This is a genomic window from Terrabacter koreensis (assembly GCF_054783315.1).
The window spans coordinates 747,557-762,867 of record NZ_BAAGQU010000005.1 but is presented as its reverse complement, the minus strand read 5'-3'; the positions used below and the strand labels follow the sequence as shown (position 1 = coordinate 762,867).

16 protein-coding genes are annotated in these 15,311 nt (G+C 72.3%); 6 read left to right on the top strand and 10 right to left on the bottom strand.

Annotation, left to right across the window (positions count from 1 at the left end):
* Window positions 1–64 precede the first annotated feature (64 nt).
* The 3 genes from ACYVNR_RS15820 (at window position 65) to ACYVNR_RS15810 (ending at window position 2,534) form a co-directional block, all read left to right on the top strand.
* On the top strand, window positions 65–817 hold the full coding sequence (locus tag ACYVNR_RS15820) for an RNA polymerase sigma factor (RefSeq protein ID WP_461049231.1): 753 nt from the start codon (window positions 65–67) through the stop codon (window positions 815–817).
* Between the two features lie 122 nt (window positions 818–939).
* Window positions 940–1,062 carry a hypothetical protein gene (locus ACYVNR_RS15815; protein ID WP_461049229.1) on the top strand — a complete coding sequence of 41 codons (123 nt, stop codon included), beginning with the start codon at window positions 940–942 and terminating at the stop codon, window positions 1,060–1,062.
* 92 nt (window positions 1,063–1,154) lie between these two features.
* Window positions 1,155–2,534, top strand: coding sequence for a DUF5667 domain-containing protein (locus tag ACYVNR_RS15810; protein WP_461049227.1), 1,380 nt, complete (start codon window positions 1,155–1,157; stop codon window positions 2,532–2,534).
* A gap of 54 nt (window positions 2,535–2,588) precedes the next feature.
* Here ACYVNR_RS15810 and ACYVNR_RS15805 read toward each other — a convergent pair whose 3' ends face one another.
* The 6 genes from ACYVNR_RS15805 to ACYVNR_RS15780 all read right to left on the bottom strand — a co-directional run bounded on the left by ACYVNR_RS15805 (window position 2,589) and on the right by ACYVNR_RS15780 (window position 9,423).
* Complete coding sequence (locus tag ACYVNR_RS15805; protein WP_461049225.1) at window positions 2,589–4,529, bottom strand: lysophospholipid acyltransferase family protein; 1,941 nt, start codon at window positions 4,527–4,529, stop codon at window positions 2,589–2,591.
* Window positions 4,526–5,572 (bottom strand): NAD-dependent epimerase/dehydratase family protein, encoded by a 1,047-nt coding sequence (locus ACYVNR_RS15800; protein WP_045187071.1) that lies wholly within the window; start codon window positions 5,570–5,572, stop codon window positions 4,526–4,528. The genes ACYVNR_RS15805 and ACYVNR_RS15800 overlap by 4 nt, the downstream gene beginning before the upstream one ends.
* A 230-nt stretch (window positions 5,573–5,802) precedes the next feature.
* A complete protein-coding gene (locus tag ACYVNR_RS15795; protein WP_003792170.1) occupies window positions 5,803–5,901 on the bottom strand; it encodes a 30S ribosomal protein bS22 in 99 nt (32 codons plus the stop codon).
* Between the two features lie 247 nt (window positions 5,902–6,148).
* Window positions 6,149–6,349: a helix-turn-helix domain-containing protein gene (locus ACYVNR_RS15790; protein WP_020145054.1), complete on the bottom strand. Its 201-nt coding sequence runs from the start codon at window positions 6,347–6,349 to the stop codon at window positions 6,149–6,151.
* A gap of 195 nt (window positions 6,350–6,544) precedes the next feature.
* Window positions 6,545–7,825 carry an aspartate--tRNA(Asn) ligase gene (aspS, locus tag ACYVNR_RS15785; protein ID WP_461049223.1) on the bottom strand — a complete coding sequence of 427 codons (1,281 nt, stop codon included), beginning with the start codon at window positions 7,823–7,825 and terminating at the stop codon, window positions 6,545–6,547.
* A 401-nt stretch (window positions 7,826–8,226) separates the two neighbouring features.
* Complete coding sequence (locus ACYVNR_RS15780; protein WP_045187079.1) at window positions 8,227–9,423, bottom strand: acetoin utilization protein AcuC; 1,197 nt, start codon at window positions 9,421–9,423, stop codon at window positions 8,227–8,229.
* 50 nt (window positions 9,424–9,473) lie between these two features.
* Here ACYVNR_RS15780 and ACYVNR_RS15775 point away from each other — a divergent pair, with 50 nt between their 5' ends.
* The gene (locus ACYVNR_RS15775; protein ID WP_045187082.1) at window positions 9,474–10,142 is read left to right on the top strand and encodes a potassium channel family protein; all 669 of its coding nucleotides are present in this window, start codon (window positions 9,474–9,476) and stop codon (window positions 10,140–10,142) included.
* 81 nt (window positions 10,143–10,223) lie between these two features.
* Here ACYVNR_RS15775 and ACYVNR_RS15770 read toward each other — a convergent pair whose 3' ends face one another.
* From ACYVNR_RS15770 to ACYVNR_RS15755, 4 genes are all read right to left on the bottom strand, one after another.
* Window positions 10,224–10,751, bottom strand: coding sequence for a GNAT family N-acetyltransferase (locus ACYVNR_RS15770; protein ID WP_045187346.1), 528 nt, complete (start codon window positions 10,749–10,751; stop codon window positions 10,224–10,226).
* A gap of 104 nt (window positions 10,752–10,855) precedes the next feature.
* Complete coding sequence (locus ACYVNR_RS15765) at window positions 10,856–11,431, bottom strand: GNAT family N-acetyltransferase (RefSeq protein WP_461049219.1); 576 nt, start codon at window positions 11,429–11,431, stop codon at window positions 10,856–10,858.
* Between the two features lie 371 nt (window positions 11,432–11,802).
* On the bottom strand, window positions 11,803–12,609 hold the full coding sequence (gene proC / locus ACYVNR_RS15760; RefSeq protein WP_045187083.1) for a pyrroline-5-carboxylate reductase: 807 nt from the start codon (window positions 12,607–12,609) through the stop codon (window positions 11,803–11,805).
* A 12-nt stretch (window positions 12,610–12,621) separates the two neighbouring features.
* Window positions 12,622–13,572: a proline dehydrogenase family protein gene (locus ACYVNR_RS15755; RefSeq protein ID WP_461049217.1), complete on the bottom strand. Its 951-nt coding sequence runs from the start codon at window positions 13,570–13,572 to the stop codon at window positions 12,622–12,624.
* 186 nt (window positions 13,573–13,758) lie between these two features.
* On the opposite strand from ACYVNR_RS15755, the gene ACYVNR_RS15750 reads away from it, so the two are divergent.
* Both ACYVNR_RS15750 and ACYVNR_RS15745 read left to right on the top strand, forming a co-directional pair.
* Window positions 13,759–14,472, top strand: a complete 714-nt coding sequence (locus ACYVNR_RS15750; RefSeq protein WP_461049215.1) for a hypothetical protein — start codon at window positions 13,759–13,761, stop codon at window positions 14,470–14,472.
* The gene (locus ACYVNR_RS15745) at window positions 14,472–15,290 is read left to right on the top strand and encodes a maleylpyruvate isomerase family mycothiol-dependent enzyme (protein WP_461049213.1); all 819 of its coding nucleotides are present in this window, start codon (window positions 14,472–14,474) and stop codon (window positions 15,288–15,290) included. Before ACYVNR_RS15750 ends, ACYVNR_RS15745 begins: the two co-directional genes overlap by 1 nt.
* Window positions 15,291–15,311 lie beyond the last annotated feature (21 nt).

Below are 15,311 nucleotides of genomic sequence, written 5' to 3'. Positions count from 1 at the left end.
GCGCTCGAACAGGACGTCGGCCCGCCGACCTGCCCCTGTAACCGCGCCGCGGACGCTCCCGGCGATGGTGTCGGTGACGCCTGCCCTCACGCCCGCCCTCTCCCCCGCGTTCACCTCTGGTCTCACGCCGACGCTGCCCTCCTGGCGTTCCGCGCTCGACGCGCTGTGGGCCTCCCTCGCCAACGAGAGCGCCGCGCACGTCGACGTCGGGCCGACGCCCCTCGGATCGCTCGGTCCCCGACGCCCCCACCCCGAGCGCGACGCGGCCGAGCAGGCCCGGATCGCCGCACTCGTCGAGCTGGCCCAGGGCGGCGACAAGGAGGCCTTCGCCCAGCTCTACGACAGCTACGTCGACACCGTCTTCCGCTACGTGCTCGTACGCGTGGCCAACCGTTCGCTCGCCGAGGACCTCACCTCCGAGACCTTCCTGCGCGCCATGCGGCGCATCGACTCCTTCACGTGGCAGGGCAAGGACATCGCGGCGTGGTTCGTCACCATCGCCCGCAACCTCATCGCCGACCACGTGAAGTCGGCGAAGTTCCGCTTCGAGGTCGCGACGGCCGACATGCGCGACGCCGACGAGCGGGTCGATGCCCCCGACGCCGAGGTGCTCACCCGGCTGCGCGACGAGCGGCTCGTCGAGGCGATCAGGGGACTCGGCCCCGACCAGGCCGAGTGCATCACCCTGCGCTTCCTCCAGGGCCTCAGCCTCGCCGACACCGCCAAGGTCATCGGCAAGTCCGAAGGTGCCGTCAAGCAGCTCCAGCTGCGCGCCACGCGGGCCCTGCGCAAGGCGCTCGAGGGAGTCGAGCTGTGAACCCCGTAACCCCACTGCCACCCGCGTCGTTCTCACGGCGTAGGGACGGTGCGTGTGGGCCCGGACCGACGCTCGGCGCGCCGACCGGCGCGACCGCGGATCGCGTGAACGCAGGCGGCTCCATGACAGCGACGACGGTGCTGGAGTCCCTGACGAGCAACCTGCACCACCCACCCCTCGCCGTATGCCGTCCCGTGGCGCCCCGTCGGGCCACTGGGCGCCTGCCGGGACCCCCGACGCCCTGACGGGCGAGACCCGGCGCCCCAGCCAGACCAGCCAGACCAGCCAGAACGGCTGACCGACCAACGACCAGCAGACGACAGACGAAGGAGGGGACATGGACCTCGGCGCGAATGCCGACGGCGAGCTGCTGCAGCGCGCCCTCGACGGCGAGCGGATCTCCGACCCCGGCATCCTCGAGCTCGTCGCCGTGCTCCACGCCGTCCAGTCCGTCGACCAGGCCGGCCTCGCGCCGCGAGCCGAGTTCGTGACCGACCTGCGCGCCAGGCTCCTCGCCGACGACGCGACGACGGTCGTCCCGATCGTGCCTGTGGCCCCGGGCGATTCCGACACCGACGCCGAGCCCTCCTCCGCCGAGGGCACTCCGGATGCCCCCGGTGCCCCTGGTGCCCCCGGTGTGTCCGGTGCCCCCGGTGTCCCCGGTGCCACCGAGCGCTCCTCCGACTCCGCACGTCCAGGAACCGGCGGCACCGTCTCGGTGCTTCGGGTCGCGGCACGGCCGCTGAAGTTCCTGGCCGCCGCCGCTGCGGCGGTGCTGGTCATCGGCGGCGCGCTCGGGTTCGCCTCGAGGTCCGCGGTGCCCGGCGACGCGCTCTACGGCGTCAAGCAGCTCCTCGACCGGGCGGCCGTCCAGCTGGCCGGCTCGCGCTACGAGCAGGGGCTCACCTACCTCGCCCAGGCGCAGGAGCACATCGGCGACGCCCGCAGCCTCATCGACCGCGGCGAGCCCTCGACGCACGACCTCGACACGGCCTACGACTCCGCCGCCGACGCCACGCGGCGCGCGCAGACGATCCTGCTCGAGGCCTACCGCACCGATGGTCGGGCCGACGCCCTCACGGAGCTGTCCGACTTCTACACCCGGGCGATCCCGCAGGTCGACGCGATGCGACCGCGCGTGCCGGCCGCCTCCCTCCCCGCCTGGCAGCGGCTGCGTGACCTGCTGGGTGCCAGCCAGGTGGCCACGCTTCGCGACCTCGCCTCGTGCACCGTGTGCGGCGACCGCGCCGACCAGGCGAAGCAGCTGCTCAGCGGCCTCGTGACGACCCGTCCGGGCGCCACGGCGACGCCGCGACCCTCGAGCACGGCGCCGCGGCCCTCGGTCTCGCTCCCCCGGCCGCAGCTGCCGTCCGCGACCCTCCCCGGGGGCGGCCTGCCGAGCGCTCCGCTTCCGTCCGTGCCGCTCCCGGGCGGCGGTGCCGGCGTCACCGGCGGCGTCACGCTGCCCGGCGGCACCATCAACCTGCCGGGCGCCGGCGTCAACAGCACGTCGGGCAGGCTCGGTGGTGGCGGCGTCACGCTGCCGGGCGCGACCGTGAGCATCCCCCGCGTGGGGGTCTCGAGCACGACCATCAGGGTCGGCGGGGGCGGCATCACGCTGCCCGGCGCGACGATCCCGGTGCCGACGGTCGTCGTCACGCCGCCCGCGCTGCCGCTGCTGCCGTCGACGACGCTCCCCCTCCAGCCGCTGCCCTGAGCGCCATCTCGGCTCCGCCCCGGGCGAGGGGTCGGGTGGGCCGGGTGGGCCGGGTCAGAGGAAGACGGACTTGCGCTGCATGAGCAGGCTGTAGAGCGTCTGCTGGATGGTCTCGCGCACCTGGTCGGTGAGGTCGAAGACGAGCATCGGGTCGTCGGCGGCCTCCGGCCCGAAGGCCGACGTGTCGATCGGCGGCCCGAACTCGATGAGCCACTTGCTCGGCAGCGGCACCATGCCGAGCGGGCCGAGAAGCGGGAACGTCGGCGTGATCGGCGCGTACGGCAGCCCCAGCAGCCGCGCGACGGCCGGCATGTTGCCGAGGATCGGGTAGATCTCCTCGGCACCGACGATCGACACCGGCACGATCGGCACGCCGGCGCGCAGGGCCGCCGACACGAAGCCACCGCGGCCGAAGCGCTGCAGCTTGTAGCGCTCGCTGAACGGCTTGCCGACCCCCTTGAACCCCTCGGGCCAGACGCCGACGAGCGAACCGCCCGCGAGCAGGCGCTCGGCGTCGGTGTTGGCCGCCAGGGTGGTTCCCGACCGGCGCGCCATGGTGCCGATGAAGGGCATCTGGAAGACGAGGTCGGCCCCCAGCATGCGCAGGTGTCGCTTCTTCGGGTGCTCGTCGTAGACGGCGACCTGCGTCATGAGCGAGTCCATGGCGACCGTGCCCGAGTGGTTGCCGACGACGAGGGCGCCGCCCTCGTCGGGGATGTTCTCGATGCCACGCACCTCGACCCGGAACCACTTCTTGTAGAGCGGTCGCAGCAGGGGCAGGTGGACGTTGATCGTGTAGTCCTCGTCGAAGCCGAACTCGTCGACGACGTAGTCGCCCGACAGCCGCCGCCTGAGGTAGGCCAGCGTCTCGGCGACCTGGCGCTCGACGTCCTCCGCCGGCACCCCGGCCGACGTCGCCGCGGCGCGCAGCACGTTGATGGCCAGCTCGACGAGCTCGGCGGGTCCGGGGCGGGACTCGGACGTGAACTCGGCACCCTCGAGCACCGCGCCCACGAGCTTCTCGGCCCGCGACTGCAGCCCCGAGGTCAGCGCGTGCTCCCAGCCGTCACCGCCTGCTTGCGTATGCCGCCCGGCTCCGGGGGCGCCCGCGTCGCCCGGGGTCGCGGCGGGCTCGGGCACGCGTGGCACGGCCCGCAACCGCGTCGGCTCACCGTTCGCGGTGCGCCGCGTCGAGCGCATCGAGGCCCGGCTCGGCCTGGCCCGAGTGGTCGGGGTGGTCGGGGTGGTCGGGGCGGTCGGGGCGGTCGGGGTGGTCGGCGTGTCGGCCGGCTCGCTCGTGCGCGGGCGACGGCCCGCACCGCCGGTCGACGGACTGGCCGCTGCGGCGGCGGGGACGTCGCTGGTGGCGGTCGTGCCGAGCGACGAGTCGTCGGGCTGCTCGCCCGGAGCGTCGACGGAGACCGGGGTGTCGGCGACCTCGACCGGCTCGTCCGGAGGGGTCGTGCTGGCCGCACCGACGGACCGGTGCCGAGCGTGGCTCACCTCGACGGGCTGCGTCGGCAGCAGCGGCGTGCCGCTGCGACGTCGGCGCTCGCCCGAGGCCCGCGCTGCGCCCGCTGCGAACGCGCCGCCCGAGCGCGGCTGTGACGCCTCGCGCGCGGACGCCTTCGTGGCGGCCGTCGTAGGGGCCGAGACCTTCTCGGCGGGGGTGCCGCCCGCTGCCTTGACCGCAGCAGTGCGCGTGGCCGTCGACGTCTTCGACGGGGGCTTCTTGGACGCAGACTTGGACGCGGACTTCGACGTTGCTTTCGACGCGGACTTCCGCACAGCGGGCTGCTTGGCCGCAGCCTTCTTCACGACAGCCTTCTTCACGGCAGCCTTCTTCACGGCAGCCTTCTTGACAGCGGCCTTCTTCGCAGCGGTGGGCTTGGCGGCGATGTCCGCCGGCGTCGCCGTCTCCGTCGCCTGCCCCTCGGGCGTGGCCGGTGCGGCGTTCCCCGCCTGCCGCGTCTGGTCGGTGGGCTCGGTGGTCACGGCTGGATCCTGTCGAAGACTCGGGCGATGGCGGCCGCGGTGCCGCCGGCGGCATCGCTGACGACGTCACCGACGCCCTCGACGCCGGGCACGGCGGGGCGCAGGTGGCTGGCGTAGTCCTCGAAGGCGGACCGGGTCGTGTAGTGCGGTTCGAAGCCGAAGACCGACCGCATCCGGTGAGTGTCGAGGCCCCGGCCGAAGGCGAGGAAGGTCAGCTGGTCCGACGAGAAGTCGGCGAGGCCGCTGCGCTTCACGAGGTTGCCGATGAGACCGGCAGCCGGGAGCGGCAGCGGCAGGATCGGGCGACGGGCGATGGCCGTGCACTGCGTCACCGTGAGGAAGCCGTCGCCGGCGACGTTGACGATGCCCACGGCGGGTCCGGTGGTGGCGAGGATCATGGCCGCGGTCGCGTCGTCCTCGTGGACGAACTGGAACCGGGCGTCGAAGCCGAGTGGCACGGGCACGACGGGCAGCGAGAAGTAGTCGGTGATGGCGGTGTGGATGCTCGGGCCGACGACATTGGCGAAGCGCAGCATGGTGATCTCGACGTCGGGCCGGCGGCGCGAGAACCCGCGCACGTAGCCCTCGACCTCGACGGAGTCCTTGCCGAACCCGGTGCGCGGCAGCGTCTTGGGGTTCATGTCCTCGCTGAACATGGCCGGGTCACGCGGCGAGGAGCCGTAGACGGCGGCGGACGACTTGACGACGAGGCGCGTCACCGACTCGGACTTCTGGCAGGCAGCGAGCAGCTGCATCGTGCCGATGACGTTGATCTCCTTCTGCGTCACCCGCCCGCCGGAGTCCTTGGGCGTCGCGATGACGTTCATGTGCACGACCGTGTCGACCGAGGCCTGGGCCATGATGCGCCCGATCATCGGGTTGCGGATGTCGGCCCGCACGAACTCGGCTCGTCCGATCGAGTGCTTCGGGGGCACGACGTCGACGCCGAGGATCCGCTCGATGGACGGGTCGGCCGACAACCGGCGGGCGTAGAGCCCGCCGAGGTAGCGGGACACCCCCGTCACGAGGACGACCTTTGCCATCACGTCCTCCTGTCGTCGGCCCCTACCGTCTGGTGCAGCCTACCGATGGGTTGTCGCCCAGACGGCTTGCGTACGGCCTCGGAGCGTGGATGTGGCGAGCGTCTCGCACCGGAAGCCGGGCCCGGACGCGTGGGCGCGCCCGCGGGACCGGTCCGGAAACGCGAACGACCCCCACCGTCGGTGAGGGTCGAGAGCGTGCGGGGCGATCCGCCGAGACCTGAGAACTCAGGTCACTTCTTGTTGCGGCGCTGGTGGCGCGTCTTGCGCAGCAGCTTGCGGTGCTTCTTCTTCGCCATCCGCTTGCGGCGCTTCTTGATGACAGAACCCATGTTTGTCCTTGTCGTGCGACTTGTCTCTGACTGAGCTGATGCCGACCTGCGTCGACACACCTCCGAGAGGCCGGTCGAACTTCACGAGCCGAACAGGCTCCACAGCGTAGCGCGTACGGGGCCTCTGACCCAAAAAGGAACGTCGACGTCGCAGCCTGCCCACCTGCGGGAACGCCGAGGGGGCGGCCCGACCGGGTGGTCGGGGCCGCCCCCTCGGGTGCGCCGTGACGCGGGTGTCACGCTGTGCTCACGCGGTGTCGATGTAGGACGTCTGCAGGTACTTGTGCACCGCGTCCTCCGGAACCCGGAAGGAGCGGCCGACGCGTACGGCCGGAAGGTCTCCGCCGTGGACGAGCCGGTAGACCGTCATCTTCGACACGCGCATGATCGAGGCGACCTCGGCGACGGTTAGGAACCGCACCTCGGCGAGCTGACGCTCATTCGACATGTGTTACCCCGATCTTCAGGTGGGTCGCACCCGCGCGTCGACGGCTTCCCCTCCGGCGAAACTTCACGCAGGTGCAAGAAGCAACACTAGGGGCAGATGTGACTGGAGGGGAAGCGAACCGTGTAACGAATCGTCGCGATGCAACTCGACACGCCGGTGGGACCCCTGTGGATCTCCCGGCTGTGCGGTCACCCGTCACGGCTCCAGGCGGTGCAGGTCACGCGGGAAGAGCGTCACCTCGCGCACGTTCTCGGCGCCCGTGAGGCGCGCGACCCACCTTTCCAGACCGATCGCGAAGCCGCCATGCGGAGGCATGCCGTGCGCGAAGGCGTCGAGGTAGCCGGCCAGCACCGCCGGGTCGGTGCCGGTGCGCGCCATGGCGGCGGCGTAGTCCGACGGCCGGTGCAGCCGCTGCCCGCCCGTCGTCAGCTCGAGGCCGCGGAAGAGCAGGTCGAAGCTGTTGCTCCACCGCTCGTCGCCCGGCTGCGGGTGGGTGTAGAACGGCCGCTTGCCCATCGGATAGCCCTCCACCGCAAGGAAGTCCGAGCCGTATGCCGCCCGCGCCCACTCCCCGAGGGCGCGCTCGTGCGCCGGGCTGAGGTCGGGCTCGTCGGGGTCGGCCCCGACCCTCGCGAGGGCGTCGCTGAAGTGGATGACGGGGAACTCGTCGGGCACCTGCGGCAGCTCGACGCCCAGGAGAGCAGCGGCGTCACCGGCATAGGTGGTGATGCCCTCGACCATGCCGGCGACCGCGGCGCGCAGGACGGCCAGCACGTCATGGTGGTCGCGGATGAAGCCGAGCTCGGCGTCGAGCGAGGTGTACTGCGCGAGGTGGCGCACCGTGTCGTGCGGTTCGGCGCGGAAGACCGGGCCGACCTCGAAGACGCGCTCGAAGACCCCGACGAGCATCTGCTTGTAGAGCTGCGGGCTCTGCGCGAGGTAGGCGGTGCGGCCGAAGTAGTCGACGGTGAAGACGTTGGCGCCCGACTCGGTGGCCGTGCCGACGAGTTTCGGCGTGGCGATCTCCGTGAACTCGAGCGAGCCCAGCGCAGAACGGAATCCGCGCATCGAGGCGCTCGCGATCTGCCAGGCGGCGCGGTGCCTCGGGTGCCGCAGCGTGACGGCGGCGTGGTCGAGGTGGGTGGGCAGTCCGGCGCCGAAGGTCGGACGCCACAGCTCGACCGGTGGTGCGGCTGCCGGCTCGGTGAGGGGCGTGACGGTCGGTTCGACGAGCTCGGCGCCGCCGGGTGCGCTCGCGTTGGCCGACACGCTGCCGGTCACCTCGACGACCGTCTCCTCGGGCAGCCCGGCGAGCTGCGCGATGGTCTCCTCGTCCTTGACGACGACCTGCGCCAGGCCCGAGCGGTCGCGCAGCACGAGGAACGTGACGCTCGCGAGCACGCGCCGTCGGTGGACCCAGCCGGCGAGGGTGGCATGGCTGCCGGGCTCGACGGAGCCCAGGTCCCGCGCGAGCACGCGCGGAGCAAGGGTCGTGGGTTGGGTTGGTTGCATTCCGTTCACCTCCAGAGGGTTGATGCCCCGGAGGTGTGGGCGATGGGGAATGTCGCTGTGCCACCACACCTTCGCCGCCGCGGATCGCGGGCGGCCTCTGGTCGTGCTCGGCTCAGGATCGTCAGGCCCGTCATCGCCGTGGGACAAGGCTAGGCGCTCACACTGCTGTCGACCAAACGGTTATCGCCGCGGCGCCGGCGTCGCCTGGACGCAGCGAAGCGAGTCGCAGTTTCAACCCGCAGGCCGCCGCGGCGCCGGCGTCGTCTGGACGAAGCGGAGCGAGCGAGGAACGAGCGAGCGGAGCGGAGGAAAACGACGGCTCAGGGGCGAAGCGGCACGCGCCGGGCGAAGCAGGCGCCAACAATTCAGTCGAAGTGGATGTCGAGCCCGTGGAGGGGGAAGACGGCGGTGCGGGTGGCCATGACGGCGCGGTCGACCTCGCTGCCAGGGTCGTAGCCCATCTCCCAGGAGCGCCACCAGAGGGGGCCGTCCTCGGCGGTGAGGTCGCCCATGCGGCGTGGTCCGGGGCGTCCGAAGACGTGCTCGACGTGGGCGCGCCAGTCCTCGGGGATCGGGGTGGTGGTCTTGATGGGGGCGTGGGCGGCGATCGCGGTGAGGTGGGTCCAGGTGCGGGGCACGACGCCGACGACCTCGTAGCCGCCTCCACCGAGCGCGACCCAGCGCCCGTCGCAGACCTCGTGGGCGAGGCGGTGCATGGCGTCGGCGGCGGCTCGTTGGGCGTCGACGGTGACGGCGAAGTGCGCGAGGGGGTCTTCGGTGTGGGTGTCGCAGCCGTGCTGGGTGACGAGGACGTCGGGTTTGAAGGCGCGGACGACGGGGACGGCGACGGCATGGATGGCGCGGAGCCACCCGGCGTCGGAGAGCCCGGGCGGGAGTGCGACGTTCACTGCGGTGCCTTCGGCGTCCTTGCCGCCGACGTCGCCGGGCCACCCGGTGCCGGGGAAGAGTGCGCGGCCGGTCTCGTGGACGGAGATGGTCAGCACGCGCGGGTCGTCCCAGAAGATGCGTTCGACGCCGTCGCCGTGGTGGACGTCGACGTCGACGTAGGCGACGCGTTCGGCGCCGTGGTCGAGCAGCCACTGGATGCCGACGGCGATGTCGTTGTACACGCAGAAGCCGCTGGCGGCTCCTCGCATGGCGTGGTGCAGGCCGCCGGTGAAGTTCACGGCGTGGGCGGCGGTGCCTTCCCAGACGGCGCGACAGCTGTCGACGGTGCCCTGGACCACGCGTGAGCTCGCCTCGTGCATGCCCTCGAAGGCGGGGTCGTCGTCAGTGCCGAGGCCATAGGCCTCGTCGGCCGAACGGGGGTCGGCGGACGCGGCCTTGACGGCGGCGAGGTAGTCGCGGTCGTGGATCGTGGCCAGCAGATCGTCGGTGGCCTCGTCGGCGCCGACGACCTCGACGCCGTCGACGTCGAAGACACCGAGTGCGTCGCAGAGCCGTGCCGTCAGGTCGAGGCGCACCGGTGCCATCGGGTGCGTGGGGCCGAAGTTGTACCTCGTGAAGGAGGAGTCCCAGACGACCCTGGCCTGAGTTGGCATGATTGAGACGCTATCGCGGAAACGCGCCACCGACGACGGAGGTACAACCCATGGGCCGCAACCGGCTCTTCGACGACGACGTGATCGTCATCGGGCTGGGACGCTTCGGCTCTGCCGTCGCGCTCGAGCTGACCCGTCTCGGGCACCGGGTCATCGCCGTCGAGCGCGACAACGCGATCGCCGAGAGCTACGTCAACAAGGTGGCGAAGGTCGTGCACGCGGACCTGTCGCACGCCTCGGGCCTCGACATGATCCGCGACGCCGAGCCGAAGATCGCGATCGTCGGCATCGGCTCGTCGGTGGAGTCGTCGGTGCTCGCCGCCGCAAACCTCGTCGACGCAGGGGTGCCGTCGATCTGGGCCAAGGCGATGTCGCCGGAGCACAAGCGCATCCTCGACCGCATCGGCGTGCACCACGTCATCTCTCCCGAGGCCGACTCGGGTCGCCGGGTGGCCCACCTCGTCAACGGCAAGATGCTCGACTACATCGAGTTCGACGACGGCTTCGCCATCGTCAAGCTCAAGCCGCCGAGCGAGACCATCGGTTTCACGCTCGAACAGAGCCAGGTGCGCCGCAAGTACGGCGTCACGATCGTGGGCGTCAAGGCTCCCGGCGAGGACTTCACGTACGCCGTCCCGCAGACGAAGATCTCGGCGCACCACATGCTCATCGTGAGCGGACCCACCGAGCTGATCGAGCGGTTCGCCGCTCGACCGTGAGCGGAACCGCCTGTCGCACGGATGAACCCACCCTCCCGGCATACGGGAGGGTGGGTTCGCGGGTGGCTGGATGGCCCGCTGTCAGAGGCGGGGGTGGGGGCCGGGGTCGTCGCCGAGGGGCAGCACCATGGCGACCTCCTCGTCGCCGTCCTCCTCGCTGACGACGCCCATCGGCCGGCGGTAGTCGGTGGGCCGGAAGCCCATGCCGCTCGCGAAGGCGACGGCGCGCCCGTTGTCGGTGCCGACCCAGTAGACGAGGTGCGAGTTGCCGCGCTTGGCGGCGAGCGCCGCCCCGTGCTTGACGAGGCGGGTGGCGACGCCGAGGCCGCGGGCCTCGGGGCGCACCCACAGGCCGAAGAGCTCCCCGGCCGCCCCGTCCGTCGCCTTGGCGGTGCCGACGCTGACGACGCCCACGGCGTTGCCGTCGCTCTCGGCGACGAGGCGTGCCGACCGCTGCATGCGTTCACGCCAGAAGGCCTCGTCGTAGGCCTCCTCCTCGTCGGCGGTGGCCACGAACGCCTCGGGCGACTCTCGGAGGGCGGAGAGACGGACGGAGCGGTAGTCCTCCCAGTCGTCCTCGCCGAGGGGACGCACGGTGATGTCGGTCATGTGGTCCACCATCGCACGACCCAGCACGCGAGCGCACCAGCAGGTCGGTGAACGTTCGGCGACCGCGGCACCCGGCGACGAACCGCACTGCCCGCCAGTGCCGCTCAAAGCCGGTGCGTCATCTCGATCTCGCTCAGGTCGGGGCGCCGAGGGTGGTCGTGGACGGCTCCCGTCCGCTCGAACCCGCAGCGGGTGTAGAGGGCCTCGGCTGCCGTGTTGGAGCTGGTCACCTCGAGGACGACCTCCGACTTGCCCAGCCGCCTCGCCTCGTCGAGCACCGCGTGGACCAAGGCCTCACCCACACCCCTCCCGCGTGCCCGCGGCGCCACGTACATGCCGAAGAGCGTTGCCGTCGTTGCCCGTTCGGGCTCCCAGTGGGATCCGAGCCCCGCACTCCCGATGACGCCGTCGGCGTCGCGCGCCTGCACCAGCCAGGCTCCCTCGATCCGCTCTCGCCAGTCGGCCTCGTCGTAGACGGCTTCGTCGGCGTAGGTGAACCAGAAGGCGTCGGGGGCGTCATCGAGCATCGCGAGCCGCACGTCGCGATGGGACTCCCAGTCGTCGGGCGTGACCGCGTGCAGGTGCATCCGGGGACCGGGGGCCGCTGCCGCGTCCGACCCGCCGGCAGCACGGGCTGCGGTCGGCGCAGGGGCGGGGACGTCGTCGTCGGGTGCGCTCACGTCTCCACTGTGCCCGCACGCGCCCCTGACGTCACCTGCGATCGGCTCGGTCGTGGACCCCCCGAGGTGTCCGACACCGACCACCTCGGGGTGTGGACCTGGCGCCCGCTGAGCGCGCGGGCACCCCTGACGACAGCCTCGCTCAACACGACGACGTCGGATGTCCGGCTGGGCTCGGTCGCCTACACCTCGGCCACGCGCCGCGGCACGAAGGTCACGGTCGTCGCGCGGTCGTACCGCTACTGGACATCCACGCACGCGTTCGGCCCGTGGTCGGGCGTCCGGGGCACCATCGAGTACGCCGTGCCAAGTCAGCCTTGGCGACCGCTCAAGTACACCTATAGCCGAGGGGTCGGCGTGCTGCCGGCCGCTCAGGCCTGCCCAGACGCCAGCTGCTTGGAGCGAGCCGCCGCGGCCTCCATGGCCGTGACGAAGGCGGCACGCACCTTGTGGTCGTCGAGCTGGCGCAGGGCGGCGACGGTCGTGCCACCCGGCGAGCTCACCTGCTCACGGAGCACCGTCGGGTGCTCGTGGGTCTCGCGCAGCATCGTCGCCGCGCCGTAGAGGGTCTGGACCACGAGCTCGGTCGACGTCGCGCGCGGCAGGCCGAGCACGACACCGGCCTCGATCATCGCCTCGACGACGTAGAAGATGTACGCCGGGCCGGAGCCGGAGATCGCGGTGACCGCGTCGAGGTGCTTCTCGGCCAGTCGCACGACGCGACCGCACGAGCTGAGCAGCGCCTCGGCCTCGGCGAGGTGGTCGTCGGTGCAGTGGCTTCCCGGCGCGATGCCCGCCATCCCCTCGTCGACGAGCGCCGGGGTGTTCGGCATGACGCGCACGACCGAGGTGCCCTCGGGCAGGCGCGACTCCAGGTACTCGGTCGTGATGCCGGCCGCGAGCGACACGACGACGTTCCCGGGAGCCACGTGGTCGCGGATCTCGTCGAGCAGCCCGGCCATGTCCTGCGGCTTGACGCACAGCACGAGGGTGTCGGCGACGTCGGCGGCCTCGGAGTTCGGCAGGACGCGTACGCCATGGCGCTCGGCGAGCGCGTTGACCTTGTCGGGGGTGCGCCCGGTGACGACGAGGTCGCCGGGCGTGCGCCCCGAGCGGATGAGGCCGGAGACGAGCGTCTCGCCCATGACCCCTGCGCCGAAGATGGCCGTCGTCGTCATCGTGGCCCCCACTCAGCTCTTGGTCGCGACGCCGCGCAGGAAGAACATGACGTTGGCCGGCTTCTCGGCCATGCGGCGCATGAGGTAGCCGTACCACTCCTGGCCGTACGGGATGTAGACACGCATCTGGTCACCGCGGTCGGCGATGCGCTTCTGCTCCTCGGGCCGGATGCCGTAGAGCATCTGGTACTCGAACGACTTCGGGTCGCGGCCGGCCTGGCCCGCCAGCGCCCCGGCGATCTCGATGAGGCGCGGGTCGTGCGAGGCGACCATCGGGTAGCCCTCGCCCTGCATGAGGATCTTGAGGCATCGCACGTAGGACTTGTCGACCTCGGCGCCGGCCTGGAAGGCGACCGACTCGGGTTCCTTGTAGGCGCCCTTGCACAGGCGGACGCGTGAGCCGGCGTGCGCGAGGTCACGGCAGTCCGCCTCGGTGCGGTAGAGGTAGGCCTGCAGCACGGCGCCCACCGTCGGGAAGTCGGCACGCAGGTCACGGAGGGCATCGAGCGTGAGGTCGGTCGTCGTGTGGTCCTCCATGTCGAGGGTGACCGTGGTGCCAGACTGCTGCGCGAGGTCGCAGATCTCGCGGGCGTGGTCGAGGGCGATGGCGTTGCCGTCGCCCGGCAGCGCCTGGCCGAGCGCGCTCAGCTTGAGCGACACCTCGACCGTGCCGCCCTCGGTGAGTCCCTGGTCGCGCAGCGCCGTGAGGAGCGAGAGGTAGGCGTCGCGGGTGTGGCGCGCCTGCGCGATGTCGGTGGTGTCCTCACCGAGGTAGTCGATGGTCGACAGCCGGCCGGAGGCCGCGATCTCCGCGGCCGCGCCGACGACGTCGGCGCGCTCCGCGCCCGGGACGAAGCGCTTGACGACCGAGCGCGACACGGGCGCCTTCTCGATGACGTCTCGGATCTTCTCCTGCTTGGACAGCTGCAGGAGCGAGTTGCGCAGCAGGTCGCTGGCGTCCACGGGGGCCTCCGGGTGGTGCTCGGGTGGTGACGGGCGGTCGGGTCCGGGGTGCCGGGCCCGCAGGTCGGGGGTGCGCGGGCCGGCGGTGGCCGCCCCGCCCGGCAAATCTACCGCCGACGTGCCCGCCCGCCCTCCGTGCCCGCCCGCTCCCCGGCCGTCGGGGCGCCATGGGGCAGACTCGCTGCCATGCGTCGACCGACCGCCCGAGCCCTCCTCGCCGCCGTGACGCCGCTCGTCGTCGTGCCGCTGCCGGCCGCGTGCTCCGATGCCGCGGCCACGATGCCGGTCGTCACCCCGTCCACGCGGGGCATCGCCACGACTCCGGCGGCGACCGCCACCACGGACGACCCGCTCGCTCCCCCGTCGAGCCTGACCCCGCCCCGGGTGCACCCGGCCGACGCCGTGGCGGCATACCTCGAGGGCTACGACGTGTCCGGGCTGACCCGCGCGCCCTCCGGCGACACCGCCGACGTCGCGGCGTGCCCCGGGACGCCGCGGCTGACGAGGACGAGCGGGCCTGACGCGTACGCCCGCTCGTGGACGGGAGCGACGGGCACCCGCGCCGACGTCGCCGCGATCACGTACCCCGACCTCGCCGCCGCCGCGAGGGCCGTCGAGCCGGTGCTGGCCGCCGCCGCGTCGTGTCGGGCACCCAAGGCGGCCAACGGCGTGACGACGGCGGTCGCCAACGAGCGACGTGACGTCGCCGAAGGTATGCCGCTGGGCCGGGTCGACCTGACCCGCACGTCCGCCGCCGGCACGGTGCACGACTACATCGGGGTGGTGCAGGTCGGCAACGTGCTGCTGCGGCTGACCTACTCCTCGCCCGACGGCAAGGTCGCCAACGAGAAGGGTTCGAGCGCCCTCGCCCTGCTGGCCCGACACGTCCAGGGGCTGTGATGGTCTCGCTCACCGACGACGCGCTGCAGTCGCCGGGACCGCTCGGGCTCACCCTGGACGTCCTGGGCGACGGGCTCGGTTCGGCGTCGACGGTGCTGCGGGCCAACGCGATGGCTGCAGGCCTCGACGCGCCGGTGCCGACCTGCCCGGACTGGACGGTGCTCGACCTCGTCGCCCACCAGGGCATGGTGCACCGTTGGGCCGCGAGCCAGCTCCGGGGAGCCCCCATCGACCCACCGGAGCCGCTCGAGGCCGAGGGCCGCGCGTCGGCCGACGTGCTCGGGTGGTTCGACGAGGGCGCCACCGACCTGCTGCAGGCGATCGTCGACGCGCCCGACGACCTCGAGGCGCTGGTCTTCCTCGAGCACGCGCCTCCCGCCCGCCTGTTCTGGACCCGCCGGCAGTGCCACGAGACGACGATCCACGCGGTCGACGCCCTCGGCGCCCGGCTGCGCCGGCCCGCGCGCGCCGACGAGACGTGGATCTCGCCGGAGGTCGCCGTCGACGGCATCGACGAGCTGCTGGTCGGGTTCATCACCCGCAGTCGCAAGGGTGCCTCTCCCGACGGGTCCACCGACCCGACGCGCCTGCTCGTGGCCCCCGACGGTTGCGACGTGGCGTGGCTCGTCGACCTTGCAGCCGGCCGGCCGATCGAGACGAGGCGGGTGCGACCCGACGCGGTGGACGTGTCGGAGCGCGACCACGAGTGGCGGGGCGGACCCGTCGACCTCTACCTGCGCCTCTGGAGCCGGTGCGCCTCCGACCCCGTCGACGACCTGGAGCGCTGGTGGCGCGAGACCATCTCGGTCACCTGGTGACCCGCCCGCGCAGGCGCCGCC